Raw genomic sequence first — 16,882 nt, forward strand, 5'->3', positions numbered from 1 at the left:
AGGGACTTACCCGTACTGGAGACAACGAGATGGACCACAAGAACCTCATCGCGATCGACATCCACACCCACGCCGAAGTGAGCTGCTGGAACCCGTTCGACAACTACGGCGAGGAATACGACCGCGCCGCGGACAAGTACTTCGGCTCGAGCGGGCGGCCGACCATTGCCGAGAGCGTGGCGTACTACCGTGAAAGAAAGATCGGCCTGGTGATGTTCATGGTCGACGCCGAGTCGAACATGGGCCGCCGGCGCATTCCGAACGAGGAAATTGCCGAGGCCGCGCAAAAGAACAGCGACATCATGATTGCCTTTGCCAGCATCGATCCGCACAAGGGAAAGATGGGCGCGCGCGAGGCGCGGCGGCTCATCGAGGAGCACGGCGTGAAGGGCTTCAAGTTTCACCCGACGGTGCAGGGCTACCACCCGTACGACAAGATGGCCTGGCCCATCTACGAGGTGATTGCCGAGTACAACCTGCCGGCCATCTTCCACACGGGCCACAGCGGCATTGGCTCGGGCATGCGCTGCGGCGGCGGCCTCAGGCTGGAGTACAGCAACCCGATGCACCTGGACGACGTGGCCATCGACTTTCCGGACATGCAGATCGTGATGGCGCACCCCAGCTTTCCGTGGCAGGACGAGGCGCTGAGCGTGGCCACGCACAAGCCCAACGTGTGGATCGACCTGTCGGGCTGGAGCCCCAAGTACTTTCCGAAGCAGCTGGTGCAATACGCCAACACGCTGCTGAAAGACCGCATCCTGTTCGGCAGCGACTATCCGCTGATCACGCCCGACCGCTGGATGAAGGACTTCGAGACGGCCGGCTTCAAGCCTGAGGTGATGCCCGGCATCCTGAAGGGCAACGCGGTGCGGCTATTGAAGCTGGAAGGCTGACCACGGGCCAGCCCTCGGGGCGGGCTCAGCCGTCCGCCTCTTCTGCCTCTTCTTTTTCTTCGAGCCGGTCCCAGTCGCGGCCCGAGCGGCGTTGCCGTTCCTCGCGTTCGCGCGCCATCTGCTCTTCGAACTGCTGGCGGCCCGCCTTGTTGGCCGCGATGAGCTTGGCGCGGTCCTTGTAGTGCGGATAGATCTCATCGCTGAGCAAGATGTTCCGGCGGCGGAACCGCATGGCGGTTTCGCGCGCCTCGTGCGCGGGCCAACCCAGCGCCTCCAGCGTGGTGCGGGCGCTGCGCAGCGACGACTCGAACACCTCTCGCTCGACGTCGTTCACGCCGCGATCGCGCAGCTGGAAGAGGTGAGTCACGTTGCGGGCCCGCGCAATGATGCGCGCCTGGGGAAAGTGCTCTTTCACCAGGTCGACGATATTGAGCGACTGCTCGATGTCGTCCACCGCCACCACAATGGCCTTGGCCGTACCGGCGCCGGCGGTGCGCAGCAGGTCGAGCCGCGTTGCGTCGCCATAGAACACGCGAAAGCCGAACTGCCGCAGGCCTTCGACGGTGTCGGCGTCATGGTCGAGCACCGTGACGCGCAGGCCCTGCGACATCAGCATGCGGCCGACGATCTGGCCGTAGCGGCCAAAGCCGCAGATCAGCACCTTGGCGTCCTGCTGCTCTGAAATTTCTTCCAGTTGCGTGCCGTTGTTGCGGCTGTAGCGGGGCAGCACGAACTTGTCGAGCAGCACCAGCAAGAGCGGCGACAGCAGCATCGACAGCGCCACCGCACCAATCAGGAGCGAGGTGATTTCAGGCGGCAGCACGTCGGGCCCCGCGGCCTGGAACACCACGAACGCAAACTCGCCGCCCTGCGCCAGCAGCAGCGTGAACACGGGGCGCTCCTGGTAGGCAATGCCCATGGCCTTTGCCAGTGCGTAGATCACCACCAGCTTGACGGCCATGAAACCGACAACCAGAACGGCCATGAGCCAGGGGCTCGCAATGAGCACGCCGAAGTTGATCGACATGCCCACGGCAATGAAGAAGAGGCCCAGCAGCAGGCCCTTGAACGGCTCGATGTCGGTTTCGAGCTCGCGCCGGTATTCGCTTTCGGCCAGCAGCACGCCGGCAAGAAAGGCGCCGAGCGCCATCGAAAGGCCGACGAACTGCATCAGGGCTGCGATGGCCACCACCAGCAGCAGCGCTGCGGCGGTAAAGATCTCGGGCGTATCGCTGCGGGCAATCCAGCGCAGCACCGGGCGCAGGGCAAGCCGGCCGCCCAGGATGATGCCGGCGATCACTCCGACGATCTTGAGCGCCTCGAGGGCGCGGTCCAGCCCGCTGAGCGACTGTTCAGCCGCCGTGGCGCCAGCCAGGAGGGGCAGCAGCGCGAGGATTGGAATGGCCGCCACGTCCTGGAACAGCAGGATCGAAAAGCCGGCCTGGCCGCTCGGCGTCTTGAGCAGGTTGCGCTCGCCGAACACCTGCAGCGCAATGGCGGTGGACGAGAGCGCCAGGCCGAGCGCCGCCACCAGCGCCACGCGCCATTCGGCACCTGCAGCCCAGCCCACGGCAAACAGCACCGCGGCGCAACTCAGCACTTGCGCCGCGCCCCATCCGAAGATCGGCCTGCGCAGGTTCCACAGGCGCTTGGGCTCAAGCTCGAGGCCCACCAGAAACAGCATCAGCACCACGCCGAATTCGGCGAAATGCAGCACGTCTTCCACGCTGGAGACGAGCCCCAGCCCCCAGGGGCCGATGGCGATGCCGGCCACGAGATAGCCAATGATGGACCCGAGGCCCAACGCTTTGGAGAGCGGCACCACCAGAACGGCGGCGCTCAGATAAATAAGGCTGCTGGTCAGCCAAGCGGGTGCGTGCTCCATGGTCAGGCCGTGCCTTTCTTGTTGTTGTTCTGGGCTTCTTCGTTGGCAGCGGAGATGGAAGCCAATCCATGGGCCATGGCGGACTGGAAGGCTCCGGAAGCGCCTGCGCCGGCTTCGTCATGCTCGGCGGGGCGGTCGGCCTCGGGCACCGGGCATGCGATGCAGGCATCGAGCTCTTCGAGTTCGGGCCACTCGGGGTAGCTGCCGAGCCGCTGCGCGAACACATCAACGTGCGCGTCCACGTCGGCCTCGCTGGCGCTGCGCGCGCCGTGAAAGACCAGCGGCGGCAAGAAGCGCATGCCGCAAAGGGCGGCGGTCTGCTCGTACGGCGGCAGGAAGGCGTCGAAAAAATAGCGGTGGTAGCTTTGCGGGTGGTAGCTCTGCTCGGGGCTGCCCGTGGTGACAGCCAGCCACAAGTCCTTGCCCTGCAAGGCCGTGCCGCCGGGGCCATATGCCCAGCCGTAGCCGAGCACATCGTCCACCCAGAGCTTTTGCAGCGCGGGCATCGAATACCACTGGATCGGGTGCAGCAGCACCACGAGGCTGGCCTTGGCAAGCCGCGCCTGCTCGGCCTCGATGTCGATGGAAAAGTCGGGGTAGCTGCCATAGAGGTCGTTCACCTCGACGCCGGGCACCGAACGGGCGGCGGCCAGCAGCCGGCGGTTGACGCGGGAATCGCGCCAGTGCGGGTGGGCCGCAAGCACATAGATGCCGCCGGAATCGGCGTTGGCGCTGTCGGCGGATGTTGTTGTGGTCATGCCGCGAACATAGCTCAAGATCGGCTCCTGCCGGGCCGGGCATGCCTCGTGTCGCTACGATGCGGGGTGTTCCAGCTCTGGAGGAGATGCTCATGCCGGTGGTTCTGGTCGCCAATCCCAAGGGTGGCGTAGGCAAGTCGACGCTCGCGACGAACATTGCGGGCTACTTTGCGAGCCGCGGCCATGCCGTGATGCTCGGCGACGTGGACCGCCAGCAATCGTCGCGCCTTTGGCTCGGCCTGCGGCCGCCGCAGGCGAGGCCCATCTCCACCTGGGAGGCCACTGGCGACAGCGCCGTGGTGCGGCCGCCGCGCGGAACCACGCATGCGGTGCTCGACACGCCGGCCGGCCTGCACGGGTGGCGCTTCAAGGAAGTGCTGGCGCTGGCCGACCGGGTCATCGTGCCGCTGCAGCCGAGCATCTTCGACATCTACGCGACGCGCGATTTTCTCGACCGGCTGATGGAGCAGCGCCGTGCCGAAAAAACAAAGATCAGCCTCGTGGGCATGCGTGTGAACGCCCGCACCCTTGCTGCCGACCGGTTGAACGAGTTCATCGCAAGCCTGGGCGTGCCGGTGCTGGGCGAGCTGCGCGACACGCAGAACTACGTTCAGCTTGCGGCGCGCGGGCTCACGTTGTTCGACATTGCGCCAGGACGCGTGCAGCGCGACCTGGCGCAGTGGCAACCGATCTGCGAGTGGCTGGAAGGCTGAGGGTTTTGGCTGTCGCGGTGCCGACACCCGCGCCAGCGCCGTTGACGCCAGAATGCCGCGCATGACCAAAAAGACATTCCAGACCCTTCAGGATCTTGCCGCCTGCGTTGGCCAGGAAGTCGCCGTGAGCGACTGGATCACCATCACGCAGGAGCAGGTGAACCAGTTCGCAGAAGCCACGGGCGACCACCAGTGGATTCATGTCGACGTCGAGCGCGCCAAGGCGGGCCCCTTCGGCGGGCCGATTGCGCACGGCTTTCTCACGCTGTCGCTGCTGCCGCGTTTCTATGAGACGGCTCTGGACGTGGTCGAGTCGCGCATGGGCGTGAACTACGGGCTGAACCGGGTGCGCTTCATGTCGCCGGTGCCGGTGGGCAAGCGGCTGCGGGCGCGCATGAAGCTGCTCACCGCCGAGCCGATTGCGGACGACGGCATCCAGATGACTTGGGAAACCACGATCGAGCTCGAAGGCGCGGCCAAGCCGGCCTGCGTGGCGGAGTCGGTGGTGCGCCGCTACCGCTGAGGCGTTTTTCCCTCCTACATCCGGCGGTCGGTCACTTCGCCGTAAGTGGCGGGGCCCTGGCGGGTAACGCCGAGTGCGCCGGCGCGAACAGCCGCGCGGTCGGTTGTGCCGGCAGTCGGGGCGGCGGTGCCGGTGCCGCCATTGCCGATTTGCAACGGCTGGCGCGCCTGGGCCTGGACTTCGGCGCGCGACTGGGCCGACTGGAAAGGTGCCGGCGGCAGCGGATTCTGTTCACCCTGGAAGGCCTGGGCGCCGGTACAGACGCCGACGGCGGCAAAGGTCGCAAAGGCAATTGACTTGGCATTCATGGCGGAACTCCTTGAGGCAAGGCGGTGGATGGACTCACTCGTATGCCCGGCCGGACGACCGGACATGCCTGTCATACGGTGCTTCTTGCCTGTTGGATTCGCCGTTGCCTCTGCAAGGGCCGCCTTTTCAGCCGAATCCGTTTTGCCGCCAGGCTTCGAATACGGTTACCGCCACCGCATTCGAGAGATTGAGGCTGCGCTGCCCCTCGCGCATCGGCAGCCGCAGGCGCTGGGGCTCGGCAAAACCTTCGCGCACCGCCGGTGGCAGTCCGCTCGTCTCCGAGCCGAACACCAGCCAGTCGCCGGGCTGGAATCGAACGTCGTGCACGGCGCGCATGCCTCGCGTGGTAAGCGCAAACATGCGCCCGGCGGCAGGCTGCTCGGTGTCGAGCAGGGCCTGCCAGCTGGCGTGGCGCTTGACCTCGGCGTATTCGTGATAGTCGAGCCCGGCGCGGCGCAGCAGACGGTCGTCCATCGAAAAGCCCAGCGGCTCGACCAGATGCAGCGCGCAGCCGGTATTGGCCGCCAGGCGGATCACGTTGCCCGTATTCGGCGGAATTTCGGGGTGGACCAGGACGATATGGAACATGCGCCGATTGTCGCGGCGGCGCGGCCGCTCAATGCGGCGAGCCGGTCCGCGCGAGCACCACGGCCGTGATGTGGGCCGCGCCGGCCAGCCGCAGCGCCGCGGCCGCCGAGAAAAGGGAGGCGCCCGTCGTCATCACGTCGTCGACCAGCACGACGCGCCGGCCCTGCAGCTGGCTTGCGCGCATAGGCTCTACCGCGAAGGCTCCGCGCAGGTTGCGAAGGCGCTCGGCGCGCTCAAGGCCGATCTGCGCCGGTGTGTCGCGGGTACGCAGGAGCAGCGCGGCATCGGTCTTGGCGGGCGCCAGCCTGCGCGCGAGTTCGAGTGCCTGGTTGAAGCCGCGCTCGCGCAGCCGGGCGGGCGCCATGGGCATCGGCAGCACGGCGTCGCATTGTTCAAGCGCCGGCTCCACCCAGGGCACGCTGCGCATCAGCGTCGACAGGGGCCCGGCCCAGCCCGCCTCGCCGCGAAACTTGAACTGGGCGATGCAGTCGGGCCACGGCCACGCGTAGTCGCAGGCCGCAAGACAGGCATCGAGCGGCGGCGGATCGCCCACGCATTCTCCGCACCGCACAACGCCCTCGGGAACAGCCAGCGCGCAGCTGCTGCAGCGGGCGGCCGGCGGCGCAAAACGGGCCACGCAGGCGTCGCAAATGCGCCGGGAAGGCCAGGCACGGCATACCTCGCACTGGCTGGGCAGCCGTGCAAGCAGAGAGGTCAAAGGCCGACGGGCCCAACGGCTGAACATGGCCTCAATATACTCACGGCCCCATGGCCACCGACCCTGCAAGAAGACCGCCGACCATCGATCCCACGGCGGCCGCACGCTGGAGGCGGCTCGCGCCTGCCGACGGCTCACCCTGGCTGCACGAGGAAATCGGCCGCCGCATGGAAGACCGGCTGCAATGGATCAAGGCGCAGCCGCGCACCTGGGCCGACTGGGCACCCCTTCGCGGCGGCATGGAGGCGCACGAACTCGTGGCCCGGCGCTATCGCGAGGCTGCCTGCTTCGTGATCGAAACCGAGCCGGCGCTTGCCGCAGCGACCAGCCAGGTACTGGCTGCGCCGTGGTGGAGCGCACGCCGCTGGCAGGGCGGAAAGGCCCGTTTCGATGCGCCGCCGGAAGACGGAGTCGATCTGCTCTGGGCCAACATGTCGCTGCACATGGCCGCCGACCCCGAGGCGCTCATTGCGCAGTGGCACCGGCTGGTCGCGACCGACGGCTTCCTGATGTTCTCGTGCCTGGGCCCTGATACCGTGCGCGAATTGCGCGCGCTGCACGCGCGGCTTGGCTGGCCGGCGGCGGGCCACGAATACACCGACATGCACGACTGGGGCGACATGCTGGTACACGCCGGCTTTGCCGAGCCGGTGATGGACATGGAACGCATCGTGCTTACCTGGGCCACGCCCGAGGCAGCGCTTGCCGAGTTGCGCACGCTCGGGCGCAACCTGCATCCGGCGCGCTTTCCGGCGCTGCGCGGCAAGGCATGGCACCAATCGCTCAAACAGGCGCTGCCCGAATTGGCCCCGGCAGAAGAGGGCGGCGGGCGCATTGCGCTGACCTTCGAAGTCATCTATGGCCACGCCTTCAAGCCGGCGCCGCGCGTGGCGCTTTCGGCCGAGAGCGCGGTGTCGCTGCGCGAGATGCGCTCGATGCTGCAGCGCGGGCGGCCGGGGGGCTGAGCCGCCGGGCCGCTCCCAAGGCGAAACCGCGGCGCGCAGCGCATAGGCTATCGAATAAGCGGCGAGCCCCTCGAGCTGCGCATCTTGCGGGCGGGCACCTGTGTCTACCCGCTACAATCCGCCGTTGCGTGAAACTCGCGGGTGTTGTTCCGCGAACGAGGGCTATCCGATCCTGTGGAGACAAGGGGTTGGCCGGTTGTCGACGCACCGATTTGCTGAACTCGCCCGTGTCGAATTCCGTGTTTCGTTTTGCCACCGTTTCAGGCCAGAACATCCACTGGTTCCTGAAGCGCAATTGCTCGGTGACGCCGAGCCAGCTGGGCTGGCTCTATGCCTCGCTGTGCGTGGTATCGCTCGGTATCGGTACGGCGTTCTGGCTGCACGGAGCGCCGCTGGTGCTGCCCTTTGCGTGGCTCGAACTGGCGGCGGTGGGTTACGTATTCATGCTGTACGCGCGGCACGCGACCGATGGAGAAAAGATCGCGTTGCAGGGCGGACGGCTGGTGGTAGAGCTCGAGAACGGTGGAGACTACGAGCGCACGGAATTTCTGCCGCACCAGGTGCGGATCGAACCGCAGGCCGGCGATCGCTCGCTGATCGAGGTCTCGGGTCCGGGTCGGTCGGTCAGGGTGGGGCGCTATGTACGCCCGGAGTTGCGAGCCGCACTGGCGCGCGAGATTCGCATGGCGTTGCGTGGCGCCTGAACGGCTCGCGCGGCACGGCACGGTTGGGTTTGTTGAAAAAATTGAGAAACGTGAACACGATGAAGAGCATTTGGCGCAACAAGTACAGGCCGGCGAATCTGTTGCTGGCGGCCGGCGCGGCTTTCAGCGGCGCGGCGCACGCAGTCAACGATCTGCCCGGCGGCCCTTCGGTGCGCCAGCTGAATCTTCCGCTTGGCGTTACCAAGATTGCGCAGGAACAGCATTTCCTGCACACGGTGATGATGATCCTGTGCACGGTCATCTTCGTTGCCGTGTTCGCGGTCATGTTCTATTCCATCTGGAAGCACCGCAAATCGGTCGGCCACAAGGCGGCCAACTTCCATGAATCGGTGGTGGTCGAGGTCATCTGGACCATCGTGCCGTTCATCATCGTGATCGTGATGGCGCTGCCCGCCACCAAGGTGCTGGTGGCCCAGAAGGACACCACCAACGCCGACCTCACCATCAAGACCACCGGCTACCAGTGGAAGTGGGGCTACGACTACCTGAACGGCGAAGGCGAAGGCCTGGCCTTCATCTCCACGCTCGACAGCTCGCAGCGCGCCATGTCCGACGCCGGCGCCAAGGGCCAGATGCCTGACGACTATCTGTTCAAGGTCGACAACCCGCTGGTCGTGCCGGTGCAGAAGAAAGTTCGCATCATCACCACCGCCAACGACGTGATCCACGCGTTTGCGGTGCCCCAGCTCGGCATCAAGCAGGACGCTATTCCCGGCTTCGTGCGCGACACCTGGTTCCGCGCCGAAACCGTGGGCGACTACTACGGCCAGTGCCAGGAACTCTGCGGCAAGGAACACGCCTACATGCCCATCCATGTGAAGGTGGTTTCGGCCGCCGACTACACGGCATGGGTCGACACCAAGCGCAAGGAAGCCGCCGCCAAGCTCGACGATCCGAGCAAGGTCTGGACGCTGCCCGACATGATGGCGCGCGGCGAGAAGGTCTATGCCGCCAACTGCGCAGCCTGCCACCAGGCCAACGGCAAGGGTGCCGGCCCGATCAAGCCGCTCGACGCCAGCCCCAAGGTGGTCGACGCCGACCACAAGGTGCAGCTGATGGTGCTGCTCAACGGCCAGAACAATGGCGCAATGCCCTCCTGGAAGCAGCTGAGCGACACCGACCTCGCCGCCGTTGCCACCTATACCAAGAACAGCTGGTCGAACAAGACGGGCCAGCTGGTGCAGCCGGCCGAAGTTCTGGCCCTGCGCGGCAAGTGATCGTGAAGATCGAGCAAAAGCGCCCCGCGACGAAGAAATTGCAAGGAACAATGAAATGAGTGCAGTCCTCGACCCCCACGGTCACGCCCACGACGGCCACGCACACGATCACGACGAGCACCATGCAGCGCCCACCGGCTGGCGCCGCTGGGTGTTCGCCACCAACCACAAGGACATCGGTACGCTCTACCTGCTGTTCAGCTTCACGATGCTGATGGTAGGCGGCGTGCTCGCGCTCCTGATTCGCGCCGAGCTGTTCCAGCCCGGCCTGCAGCTGGTGAACCCCGAGCTGTTCAACCAGTTCACCACCATGCACGGCCTGATCATGGTGTTCGGCGCCATCATGCCGGCGTTCGTGGGCTTCGCAAACTGGATGATCCCGCTGCAGATCGGCGCATCCGACATGGCCTTTGCGCGCATGAACAACTTCAGCTTCTGGCTGCTGATTCCTGCTGCGCTGATGCTCGTGGGCTCGTTCTTCATGCCTGGCGGCGCACCCGCCGCGGGCTGGACGCTGTACGCGCCGCTCACGCTGCAAATGGGCCCCTCGATGGACGCCGGCATCTTTGCGATGCACATCATGGGCGCCTCGTCGATCATGGGCTCGATCAACATCATCGTCACCATCCTGAACATGCGCGCCCCCGGCATGACGCTGATGAAGATGCCGATGTTCTGCTGGACCTGGCTCATCACCGCCTACCTGCTGATTGCCGTGATGCCCGTGCTCGCAGGCGCCATCACCATGACGCTGACCGACCGCCACTTCGGCACCAGCTTCTTCAACCCCGCCGGCGGCGGCGACCCGGTGATGTACCAGCACATCTTCTGGTTCTTCGGTCACCCCGAGGTCTACATCATGATCTTGCCGGCCTTCGGCATCATCAGCCAGATCGTTCCGGCGTTCTCGCGCAAGAAGCTGTTCGGCTACGCCTCGATGGTGTACGCCACCTCGTCGATCGCGATTCTTTCGTTCATCGTCTGGGCGCACCACATGTTCACGACCGGCATGCCGGTCACGGGCCAGCTGTTCTTCATGTACGCGACCATGCTGATCGCGGTGCCTACGGCCGTGAAGATCTTCAACTGGATCGCCACCATGTGGCAGGGCTCGATGACGTTCGAGACCCCGATGCTGTTTGCCGTGGGCTTCATCTTCGTGTTCACGATGGGCGGCTTCACCGGTCTCATCCTGGCCATCGCCCCCATCGACATCCAGCTGCAGGACACCTACTACGTCGTGGCCCACTTCCACTACGTGCTGGTGGCCGGCTCGCTCTATGCCATGTTCGCGGGCTACTACTACTGGGCGCCCAAGTGGACGGGCGTGATGTACAGCGAAGCTCGCGGCAAGATCCACTTCTGGTGGTCGCTGATCTCGTTCAACGTCACGTTCTTCCCGATGCACTTCCTGGGGCTGGCCGGCATGCCGCGCCGCTATGCCGACTACCCGATGCAGTTTGCCGACTTCAACGCGGTGGCATCGATCGGTGCGTTCGCCTTCGGTCTTGCCCAGGTCTACTTCTTCTTCTTCATCGTGCTGCCGACCATGCTCGGCAAGGGCGAGAAGGCACCGCAAAGGCCATGGGAAGCCGCTGAAGGCCTGGAGTGGGAAGTGCCGTCGCCGGCGCCTTTCCACACTTTCGAGAACCCGCCCAAGCTCGACCCGACCGCTACCAAGGTGATCGGCTGATCGCTTCACGGCCGCAGTCCGCATGACGACAATGACCACGCCCGAACAAAGAAAGAACAACCGACGCATGGGGCTCACGCTGGCCTCCATCGCGGTGCTGTTCTTTCTCGGATTCCTGGTCCGCATGATCTGGTTCAGCGGACGCTGAAGCGAACGGAGCCGTACGCATGAGCCTCGGTCAACGCATCAAGCGCGCCAATGTACGCATGGTCGGCAAGCTGGCCGTGGTGGCCTGCGGCATGTTCGCGTTCGGCTATGCCCTGGTGCCGCTCTACCGCGCCATCTGCGAAATGACCGGCATCAACATCCTCGCGCTCAACGAGCTCGAGGTGCCGGGCGGCGCGAGCGGCGGCAAGAACGTGCGCGTGCCCGACAACTCGCAGGTCGACACCACCCGCACCATCACGGTCGAGTTCGACTCCAACGTGCGCGGCGGCCTCTGGGACTTCAAGCCCGCCGAGCGGACGATGCAGGTTCACCCCGGCCAGCTGAACACGGTGATGTACGAGTTCCAGAATGTGCAGAACCGCCGCATGGCGGCGCAGGCCATTCCGAGCTATGCGCCGCAGCAGGCCGCTCCGTACTTCAACAAGCTCGAGTGCTTCTGCTTCAACCAGTACACCCTGGACGCCGGCGAAAAGAAGCAGTGGCCCGTCGCATTCGTCATCGATCCGAAGATCTCCAAGGACGTGAAGACGATCACGCTGTCGTACACCTTCTTCGAAGTCGGCGGCAAGACGCCTCCGGCCCCGGTTGCTGCCGTTTCCAATGCTGCCCATGAGCCCCGCTCGTGACCGCCGGTCCGAATTCGCCGCCGCCCAAGGCCACGCTGTGGGACACGGTGAAGGCCGTCTGCTGGTCGTTCTTCGGGGTGCGCAAGAAAAGCGCCTATCAGGACGATCTGGCCAAGCTGAACCCATTGCACATCATCGCGGTGGCATTTGCCGCGGTCATCGTTTTTATCGTCGGCCTGGTGCTGCTGGTGCGCCACGTGGCTGCGCCCTGAAAACAGCCCGCAGGGCCCCCGACATCCAGACCCCATCGAATTGAATCGAGAGAAGAAAGAAAGCCAGGAGCTGATATGAGTTCAACCACCCACGGCACCACGCCCTACTACTTTGTGCCCGGGCCATCGGCCTACCCGGTCATGGCCTCGATCGGCCTGTTCTTCGTGATTCTTGGCGCCGGCCAGTGGATCAATGGCCATCAATGGGGCGCGTGGTCGCTGCTGCTCGGCATGGTCGTGTGGCTCGCCACGTTGTTCGTGTGGTTCAGTGCTGCCATCGGCGAGAGCGAAAGCGGCCAGTACGGCCACAAGATCGATCTCTCGTACCGCTGGAGCATGAGCTGGTTCATCTTTTCCGAGGTGATGTTCTTCGGTGCGTTCTTTACCGCGCTGTGGTGGACCCGTACCCACTCGCTGCCGGCGCTCGGCAGTCTCGACAACGCGCTGCTCTGGCCCGACTTCAAGGCCGTGTGGCCCAGCATTGCCGCCGGCGCAACCGGCTCGCCGGCCGACATCGTCGAGCCGTTCCAGACCGTCGGCCCGTTCTGGCTGCCCACGATCAACACCGCGCTCCTGCTGAGCTCGGGCGTCACGCTCACCATTGCGCACCATGCGCTGCGCGCCGGCCATCGTGCCCAGTGCATCCGCTTCATGTGGCTCACCGTGCTGCTCGGCCTGGTCTTCCTGGGCGTGCAGGGCTACGAATACTTCCACCTGTACACCGAACTGAACCTCAAGCTCAGCTCGGGTGCCTATGGTTCGACCTTCTTCATGCTGACCGGCTTCCACGGCTTGCACGTGTTCATCGGCATGCTGATGCTGCTGTTCATCACGCTGCGCCTGCGAAAGGGCCACTTCACGCCGGAACGCCATTTCGGCTTTGAAGGCGCGGCCTGGTACTGGCACTTCGTCGACGTGGTGTGGCTTGGCCTTTACGTGCTGGTCTACTGGCTTTGAGCGAAACCCGCGGCATACAAGCAAAAAGGCGCCGAAAGGCGCCTTTTTCATGGTTCTCGTGGAACGAGCACCATCTACTTGCTGACCGGGAGCCCGGTGGGCTGGATGTAGCCGAGTTTCCAGGCGAGCAGCATGCAGAGGAACAAAACCACCGAAATGCCGATCCGAAAGGTGAGGGCGCGCGCCATGCCACCGCTTTTGGCACGCCCGTTGCGCCCGTCTTTCAGCATGTAGAAGAGCGCGAAGGCAAGGCTCGCGAAGATGCCCAGAAAAGCCAGGGCGACGAAGTATTTCATGACCCCGATTATCGGCCGCGCGCCTCATCCCTTCCAGTGACGCCGGAACCCGTTTCTTCCGCCGCGCGTGCGCCCAGGCGGGGCCGCCTTCTGCTGGTCACGCTGGCGGCCGCGCTCACTTTGGCCGCCACGGTGTCGCTCGGACGCTGGCAGCTTTCGCGCGCGGCGCAAAAAGAGGCGCTGCAGGCCGAGATCGAAGCCCAGAAGCAGAAGCCGCCGCTCGACCAGGCCGAATTTCTGGCCCTGGAAGCGCCGGCTGGCGCGTTGCACCGGCCCGTGCGGCTGCGCGGCCTCTGGCTGACGCCGCAAACGGTTTACCTGGACAACCGGCAGATGCACGGCGTGCCCGGGTTTTACGTGCTGACCCCGTTCGCCCTCGAAGGAAGCGACCAGACGGTGATGGTGCAGCGTGGCTGGGTACAACGCAATTTCAACGACCGCATGCAATTGGGCGCGGTCCAGACGCCGCCCGGCATTGTCGAAGTCACGGGGCTGATCGAACCCCCGCCGGGCCACTTGTTCGAGCTCGGCAAGCCGGCCGCAGCCGCCTCGGCACCGGAAGCCCAGGGGTCTTCGCCCATCCGGCAGAATCTGGACCTGGAAGCGTTCCGCGCCGAAACCAAGCTGCCGCTGCGCACCGACGTGTCGCTGCAGCAGGTCGGCCCCGCTTCCGAGGGGTTGCAGCGCGACTGGCCGGCCCCCGCACTGGGTCTGGAGAAGCACTACGGCTATGCATTCCAGTGGTTCGGGCTCTCAGCCCTCGTGGTCATCCTCTATGTCTGGTTCCAATTCATTGCCCCCTTCCGCCGCTCCAGGCGCCGCACACACGATGCAAGCAGCCTCTGACGAACCCCTGGGCCTGACGGTGCACTCGATGCCGTCGCCCAACCAGGCACTCGACGGCGCCGAGGGCCGCCGCACGGTCGTCGGGCGCTGGAAGATGATCGCGGTAATGCTGATGTGCGCCGCTCCCGTCATCGCGTCTTACTTCACCTACTACGTGATTCGGCCCGAAGGCCGCAGCGTCTACGGCGAGCTGATCGATCCGCAGCGCGTGCTGCCCGCACTCACCGCCACCGACCGCAATGGCGCATCGGTCGACATCGCGACGCTCAAGGGCCAGTGGCTGCTGGTCGCCGTGGCCGATGCGGCCTGCAATGCACTTTGCGAACAGCAGCTCTACCTGCAGCGCCAGTTGCGCGAAAGCCTGGGGCGCGAAAAAGACCGGCTCGACCGTGTCTGGTTCGTGAGCGATGCAGCGCCTGTGCCCGCCCGCCTGGACAACGGCCTGCGCGGCGCCACCGTGCTGCGCGTGCCGGCCGAGCAGCTCGCCAAATGGTTTGCGCCCGTGCAAGGCCACTCGCTGGCCGAGCACCTGTATGTGGTCGATCCCATGGGCAACTGGATGATGCGTTTCCCGGCGGGCATGGATGCCAAGGGCGCCAGCCGCGCCAAGCGCGACCTCGACCGCCTGCTGCGCGCCTCCGCATCCTGGGACGAACCCGGCCGCTGACACCGCATGGACACCGGCTCGCTCTACGACCTCACTCCGATCGCCTGGCTGATGGCGGCCGGCGTGCTGATCGCGCTCGGCCCCCTGGTGTGGGTGTGGCGCCGCAATGCCGGTGCAGGACCGGCGCGCCGGCTGCACGCCTTGACCGTGCTCACGCTGTTTCTCACTTTCGATCTCACGCTCTTCGGCGCCTTCACCCGGCTTACGGATTCGGGCCTGGGCTGCCCCGACTGGCCTGGTTGCTACGGCAATGCAAGCCCGGTGGGCGCGCGCCACGAGATCGCGATGGCGCAGTCGGCCCAGCCGACCGGGCCGGTCACCCACAGCAAGGCATGGGTAGAGATGGTCCACCGCTACCTGGCCACAGGCGTGGGGGTGCTCATCCTCACGCTGGCCGCAGCCACGTGGGTGGTGCGGCGGCGCCAGCCTGTACCGGCGGAGGGCGAACACGCCACGCTCAGCGCGTGGTGGCCGGCGCTCACGCTGGTCTGGGTCTGCCTGCAAGGTGCATTCGGTGCGCTTACCGTCACCTGGAAGCTCTTTCCCGCCATCGTCACGCTTCACTTGCTGGGCGCGGTGGTGCTGCTCGTGCTGCTGTGCATCCAGGCGGTGCGCTACCGCCAGGCCGCCGCGGACCGCCTGCCCACTGCCGTATCGCCAGCGCTGCGCAACGGCCTCATCGCCACATCGGCGCTGCTCCTGCTGCAGATTGCGCTTGGCGGCTGGGTCAGCACCAATTACGCCGTGCTGGCCTGCACCCAGTTTCCGACCTGCCAGGACAGCTGGTGGCCGCCGATGAACTTTGCGCAGGGCTTTGAAATCTGGCGCCATCTGGGCGTGACCGGGAGCGGAGCGCCGCTCGATTTTTCGGCGCTCACTGCCATTCACTATGTGCACCGGCTGATGGCCTATGCGGTGTTTGCCGCACTCGGTGTGCTCGCATGGCGGCTGCGCCGCATCGAGCCGCTGCGGCCTCAAGCGGGCTGGCTTGCGGGCCTGGCCTTGCTGCAGCTTGCTACCGGCCTGGGCAACGTGCTGCTGGGCTGGCCGCTGGCCGCCGCCGTGCTGCACACCGGAGGTGCCGCGGCGCTGGCCGTGGTGCTGACCTGGGCGCTTTGCGAAAGCCGCCGCGCGACCGCCACCGCAACCGTACACAACAGAGACAAGGCGCCCGGCGCCCTGCATGACAACCAGAGGGGGGCCACCGCGTGAGCACGCCGATTTCCGTGGAGCAGGCGAGCACAGCCAACGTGCTGCGCCAGTTCTATGCGCTGACCAAGCCGCGCGTGGTGCAGCTGATTGTTTTTTGCGCCCTCATAGGCATGGTGCTGGCCGTACCGGGCGCGCCCACGTGGGCCGATGTGCAACGTGCCCTGCTGGCTTGCGCAGGCATCTGGCTGGTGGCCGGAGCGGCGGCGGCGTTCAACTGCCTGGTCGAGAAGGGTATCGACGCCAAGATGAAGCGCACCGCGTGGCGACCCACGGCACGCGGGCAGCTCAGCGACCGGCAGGCGCTGGTGTTCTCGGCGCTGCTGTGCCTGGCCGGCTCGGCGCTGCTGTGGTTCAAGGTCAACCCGCTCACCATGTGGCTTACCTTTGCCACCTTTGTCGGCTACGCCGTGATCTACACCGTCATCCTCAAGCCCCTGACGCCGCAGAACATCGTGATCGGCGGCGCATCGGGAGCAATGCCGCCCGTGCTGGGCTGGGCCGCAATGACCGGCGATGTGGGGCCGGAGGCCCTCATCCTGTTTCTCATCATCTTTCTTTGGACGCCGCCGCACTTCTGGGCCCTGGCGCTCTATCGCGTCGAGGACTACCGCAAGGCGGGCCTGCCAATGTTGCCCGTGACCCACGGCAACGAGTTCACGCGGTTGCAGGTGCTGCTGTACACATTCATCCTCTTCGCGGCCTGCCTGATGCCGTTTATCTACGGCATGAGCGGCTGGCTCTACCTGGCGGTGGCAGTGGGCGTGAGCATCGGATTCACCGGCTATGCCTTTGCGCTCTGGCGCAAGTATTCCGACACGCTGGCGCGCAAGACCTTCAGGTTTTCGCTGATTCACCTGAGCGTGCTGTTCGCGGCATTGCTCGTCGACCACTATCTCCGTTGATCGAAA

General features: G+C 65.6%; 21 protein-coding genes. 15 read left to right on the plus strand and 6 right to left on the minus strand.

Translation table 11 applies throughout. The annotated features are described in order from the left end of the window. The first annotated feature begins 29 nt into the window (after positions 1-29). Positions 30-896 carry an amidohydrolase family protein gene (locus tag J2X67_RS06380; protein ID WP_258502279.1) on the plus strand — a complete coding sequence of 289 codons (867 nt, stop codon included), beginning with the start codon at positions 30-32 and terminating at the stop codon, positions 894-896. Between the two features lie 25 nt (positions 897-921). Here J2X67_RS06380 and kefC read toward each other — a convergent pair whose 3' ends face one another. After that, complete coding sequence (kefC, locus tag J2X67_RS06385; RefSeq protein WP_309951530.1) at positions 922-2,781, minus strand: glutathione-regulated potassium-efflux system protein KefC; 1,860 nt, start codon at positions 2,779-2,781, stop codon at positions 922-924. 2 nt (positions 2,782-2,783) lie between these two features. Beyond that, on the minus strand, positions 2,784-3,539 hold the full coding sequence (locus J2X67_RS06390; RefSeq protein ID WP_309951533.1) for an NAD(P)H-dependent oxidoreductase: 756 nt from the start codon (positions 3,537-3,539) through the stop codon (positions 2,784-2,786). Between the two features lie 92 nt (positions 3,540-3,631). On the opposite strand from J2X67_RS06390, the gene J2X67_RS06395 reads away from it, so the two are divergent. Next, a complete protein-coding gene (locus J2X67_RS06395) occupies positions 3,632-4,252 on the plus strand; it encodes a ParA family protein (RefSeq protein WP_309951535.1) in 621 nt (206 codons plus the stop codon). Between the two features lie 52 nt (positions 4,253-4,304). Next, positions 4,305-4,775, plus strand: coding sequence for a MaoC family dehydratase (locus J2X67_RS06400; RefSeq protein ID WP_309951538.1), 471 nt, complete (start codon positions 4,305-4,307; stop codon positions 4,773-4,775). A 14-nt stretch (positions 4,776-4,789) separates the two neighbouring features. Here the strand turns inward: J2X67_RS06400 and J2X67_RS06405 are convergent, their stop codons facing one another. The 3 genes from J2X67_RS06405 to J2X67_RS06415 all read right to left on the minus strand — a co-directional run bounded on the left by J2X67_RS06405 (position 4,790) and on the right by J2X67_RS06415 (position 6,417). Further along, complete coding sequence (locus J2X67_RS06405; RefSeq protein WP_309951540.1) at positions 4,790-5,083, minus strand: DUF4148 domain-containing protein; 294 nt, start codon at positions 5,081-5,083, stop codon at positions 4,790-4,792. 127 nt (positions 5,084-5,210) lie between these two features. After that, positions 5,211-5,672 (minus strand): tRNA (uridine(34)/cytosine(34)/5-carboxymethylaminomethyluridine(34)-2'-O)-methyltransferase TrmL, encoded by a 462-nt coding sequence (trmL, locus tag J2X67_RS06410; protein WP_309951544.1) that lies wholly within the window; start codon positions 5,670-5,672, stop codon positions 5,211-5,213. Positions 5,673-5,700: 28 nt separating this feature from the next. Then, positions 5,701-6,417 (minus strand): ComF family protein, encoded by a 717-nt coding sequence (locus J2X67_RS06415; protein WP_309951547.1) that lies wholly within the window; start codon positions 6,415-6,417, stop codon positions 5,701-5,703. Between the two features lie 23 nt (positions 6,418-6,440). Between J2X67_RS06415 and J2X67_RS06420 the strand changes: the two genes are divergently transcribed. The 8 genes from J2X67_RS06420 (at position 6,441) to J2X67_RS06455 (ending at position 12,953) form a co-directional block, all read left to right on the plus strand. Then, entirely contained in the window at positions 6,441-7,355 is a 915-nt protein-coding gene (locus tag J2X67_RS06420; RefSeq protein ID WP_309951549.1) for a biotin synthase, read from the plus strand. Between the two features lie 227 nt (positions 7,356-7,582). Beyond that, positions 7,583-8,059, plus strand: coding sequence for a DUF2244 domain-containing protein (locus tag J2X67_RS06425; protein ID WP_309951552.1), 477 nt, complete (start codon positions 7,583-7,585; stop codon positions 8,057-8,059). Positions 8,060-8,118: 59 nt separating this feature from the next. Next, positions 8,119-9,297 carry a cytochrome c oxidase subunit II gene (gene coxB, locus J2X67_RS06430; protein WP_309951555.1) on the plus strand — a complete coding sequence of 393 codons (1,179 nt, stop codon included), beginning with the start codon at positions 8,119-8,121 and terminating at the stop codon, positions 9,295-9,297. 55 nt (positions 9,298-9,352) lie between these two features. Beyond that, positions 9,353-10,990, plus strand: a complete 1,638-nt coding sequence (gene ctaD / locus J2X67_RS06435) for a cytochrome c oxidase subunit I (protein ID WP_309951557.1) — start codon at positions 9,353-9,355, stop codon at positions 10,988-10,990. Between the two features lie 22 nt (positions 10,991-11,012). Beyond that, the gene (locus J2X67_RS06440; RefSeq protein WP_373423298.1) at positions 11,013-11,138 is read left to right on the plus strand and encodes a cytochrome oxidase small assembly protein; all 126 of its coding nucleotides are present in this window, start codon (positions 11,013-11,015) and stop codon (positions 11,136-11,138) included. Between the two features lie 19 nt (positions 11,139-11,157). Continuing rightward, the gene (locus J2X67_RS06445) at positions 11,158-11,784 is read left to right on the plus strand and encodes a cytochrome c oxidase assembly protein (protein ID WP_281148356.1); all 627 of its coding nucleotides are present in this window, start codon (positions 11,158-11,160) and stop codon (positions 11,782-11,784) included. Continuing rightward, entirely contained in the window at positions 11,781-11,996 is a 216-nt protein-coding gene (locus J2X67_RS06450; RefSeq protein WP_281148357.1) for a DUF2970 domain-containing protein, read from the plus strand. Before J2X67_RS06445 ends, J2X67_RS06450 begins: the two co-directional genes overlap by 4 nt. 75 nt (positions 11,997-12,071) lie before the next feature. Continuing rightward, a complete protein-coding gene (locus J2X67_RS06455) occupies positions 12,072-12,953 on the plus strand; it encodes a cytochrome c oxidase subunit 3 (RefSeq protein WP_309951561.1) in 882 nt (293 codons plus the stop codon). Between the two features lie 74 nt (positions 12,954-13,027). On the opposite strand, the gene J2X67_RS06460 is transcribed toward J2X67_RS06455, so the two are convergent. After that, positions 13,028-13,249: a twin transmembrane helix small protein gene (locus J2X67_RS06460; RefSeq protein ID WP_281148359.1), complete on the minus strand. Its 222-nt coding sequence runs from the start codon at positions 13,247-13,249 to the stop codon at positions 13,028-13,030. A 36-nt stretch (positions 13,250-13,285) separates the two neighbouring features. Between J2X67_RS06460 and J2X67_RS06465 the strand changes: the two genes are divergently transcribed. The 4 genes from J2X67_RS06465 to cyoE are packed head-to-tail and all read left to right on the plus strand — an operon-like array spanning position 13,286 to position 16,876. Next, complete coding sequence (locus J2X67_RS06465) at positions 13,286-14,095, plus strand: SURF1 family protein (RefSeq protein ID WP_309951565.1); 810 nt, start codon at positions 13,286-13,288, stop codon at positions 14,093-14,095. Continuing rightward, complete coding sequence (locus J2X67_RS06470) at positions 14,079-14,762, plus strand: hypothetical protein (RefSeq protein WP_309951568.1); 684 nt, start codon at positions 14,079-14,081, stop codon at positions 14,760-14,762. The genes J2X67_RS06465 and J2X67_RS06470 overlap by 17 nt, the downstream gene beginning before the upstream one ends. Positions 14,763-14,768: 6 nt before the next feature. Beyond that, positions 14,769-15,974: a COX15/CtaA family protein gene (locus J2X67_RS06475; RefSeq protein WP_309951571.1), complete on the plus strand. Its 1,206-nt coding sequence runs from the start codon at positions 14,769-14,771 to the stop codon at positions 15,972-15,974. Next, positions 15,971-16,876 carry a heme o synthase gene (cyoE, locus tag J2X67_RS06480; protein ID WP_309951574.1) on the plus strand — a complete coding sequence of 302 codons (906 nt, stop codon included), beginning with the start codon at positions 15,971-15,973 and terminating at the stop codon, positions 16,874-16,876. Before J2X67_RS06475 ends, cyoE begins: the two co-directional genes overlap by 4 nt. The last annotated feature ends 6 nt before the right edge of the window (positions 16,877-16,882 follow it).

Source organism: Variovorax sp. 3319, assembly GCF_031456585.1.
Taxonomy (GTDB): Bacteria; Pseudomonadota; Gammaproteobacteria; order Burkholderiales; family Burkholderiaceae_C; genus Variovorax; species Variovorax paradoxus_P.